This is a genomic window from Elusimicrobiota bacterium, from assembly GCA_026388075.1.
Taxonomy (GTDB): domain Bacteria; phylum Elusimicrobiota; class Endomicrobiia; order Endomicrobiales; family JAPLKN01; genus JAPLKN01.
Genome location: JAPLKN010000081.1, coordinates 1 through 2,157 on the forward strand (window position 1 = coordinate 1; position 2,157 = coordinate 2,157).

Consider the following 2,157-nt stretch of genomic DNA (forward strand, 5'->3'; position numbering starts at 1 on the left):
GGGTAACCGAAGGCTTTAGTATTAGGCAATTAAGCCGCTTATCAGGACATAGCCCATTTAAGCTTAAACAGATCAAAAACTATTGGCTATCAAAAGAACCGCCTGCTCTTTCACAAAGAACTTATAAATCGATTGACTATCTCGTATTTGATGGGACATATTTTCATAAAGACGGCTGTTTGGCACTGTTTATGAACGTTGTATCAGGAAAGCCAATACAGATCGCTTATATTGAACGCGAAAACTATGAAAATGTTTTTCCAATAATCACTAAACTGCGCGATAAAGGTATTAATCCTATAGCCATAACTACCGACGGACATCCAAGTGTTCTTCGCGCTCTTAAAGAGATTTGGCCAGAAACGATTTTACAGCGCTGTCTTTTCCATATTCAGAACCAGGGATTAATGTGGCTAAGAACGTTCCCAAAGACTGAATCTGGCAAAGAATTGCGCAGTTTGTATGGAACTATAGCAAGAATACGCAGTGCGGAAGAAATGATAGTTTTTAAAATACGCTACAGCAAATGGCACCTGAAGCATAAGAACTATATTTCTTCTTTGCCAAGCAGCCTTGTGGCATTCAAAGATCTTAAACGAGCTATGTCACTTATAAACAATGCTATGCCAAATATGTTCCACTTTATTACAGATAAAAATATTGTTTCAACAACAAATATCTTAGAAGGTTTCTTTTCGCAATTAAAGCATCAATATAGAAATCATCGCGGTCTTTCTGAACGGCATAAAATTAGCTATTTAAAATGGTTTTGCTACTTCAAAACTGTCAAAAATAGCAACACTTTTTAACCTTTATGCCCGGGATGACAACATGTTTTTCGTTGCCAGCCGCTTGATAGCCTATGTAAACATAGCCAAAGGTAACTAAAAGTATCATTCCGAACTTTCTCTTAAAGTCTAATAATGCAAATATAACGAGACCTCGATCCGCCCTGGGCGGACGGAATGACAACATTCAATGACAAAACACGAGTTTAATAATAACTTCTCGGCGATCTCCGCGAGGTGTTAACTAATTTATTTTTGCAAACACTGCGGAGGCATTATATCCTGCAAACGCAGCTGAAGTTTTCATAACATTATTGAGCTTTGTTTTTGTTATTTCACTAACAGGTTTAATCTTGTACTGGGGATTTACATTTTCGCAGTTTAGTGTAGGTAAAATTATTTGATTTTTCAAGCACATTAATAAAATAGCGGTTTCTAAAAGAGCGCTTGCGCCAAGGGTGTGGCCGACATACGGTTTAAATGCCGAAATACTTGGAATTTTCTTGCCCCTAATAAAAACATCATTTATTGCTTTTGATTCATAAAAATCTGTTACATGTGAGCCCACCCCGTGCGGGCAAATTAAATCTATTTCAGAATTTTTTGTTCCGCTTTTTTCAAGAGCGCCTTCAATAGCTTTCTGATAATAATTGCTGCCAACCTGAGGCATCGTTACCTGCCAGCTTTCCAAAGAAAACCCCCCCCCTAGATATTCCGCATATATTTTTGCTTTTCTTTTTTTTGCATGATCATAATCTTCTAAAACCAATGCTATTCCTGCATCCCCGAAAATAAAGCCGTCAGAATCTTTAGAAAAAGGGCGGGTCAACCCCTGTTTTGAATATATCCCGATATCTTTAAACCACAAGTATTTTATTACATCCGCATGGTCTGATGCCGCAACAACCATAATCGGCGAATGTTCATTTCTTATTATTTCCGAGGCTGTTTCAACCGCGTAAAGGCCTGAAGCGCACGCATTACAGATAAATAAAGAGTGGCGATGGATATTAAATACTTTAGCCGCATGAAAAAGAGTCATAAACGGCTGAACATCATACCCGCTTTTATAACAAGTTTTATAAACTTTTTCGTAAAACTCCTTTTGCGAAACTTTTTTTTCGGTTCCGCCCAAAATACTGTAAGCGGTTTTCATCACCTTTTCAAAGAAAGGGACGAGAGAAATATTTTCATGGGAAACTACAAGCCCGATTTCATTATCTTCAGAATGATAATCAATTTTCCCGTCGTCCAGCGCAAGCTTAATTGCCGCAAGCATAAAAAAAAGATCGATTATTTCATCGCCTTCTTTCCAATCTTTAATCCAGCTTAAAACATCCTTGTCCAGATTAAAGCCTGCGATATTGAA

2 protein-coding genes are annotated in these 2,157 nt (G+C 37.6%); one reads left to right on the forward strand and one right to left on the reverse strand.

Going from position 1 to position 2,157, the window contains the following annotated elements; genetic code table 11:
• The coding region (locus tag NT145_04735; protein MCX5781993.1) for a transposase at positions 1-809 on the forward strand (809 nt) is incomplete at its 5' end.
• Positions 810-1,032: 223 nt separating this feature from the next.
• Here NT145_04735 and NT145_04740 read toward each other — a convergent pair.
• Positions 1,033-2,157, reverse strand: a 1,125-nt coding sequence (locus tag NT145_04740) for a beta-ketoacyl synthase N-terminal-like domain-containing protein (GenBank protein MCX5781994.1), incomplete at its 5' end; no start/stop codon positions are given.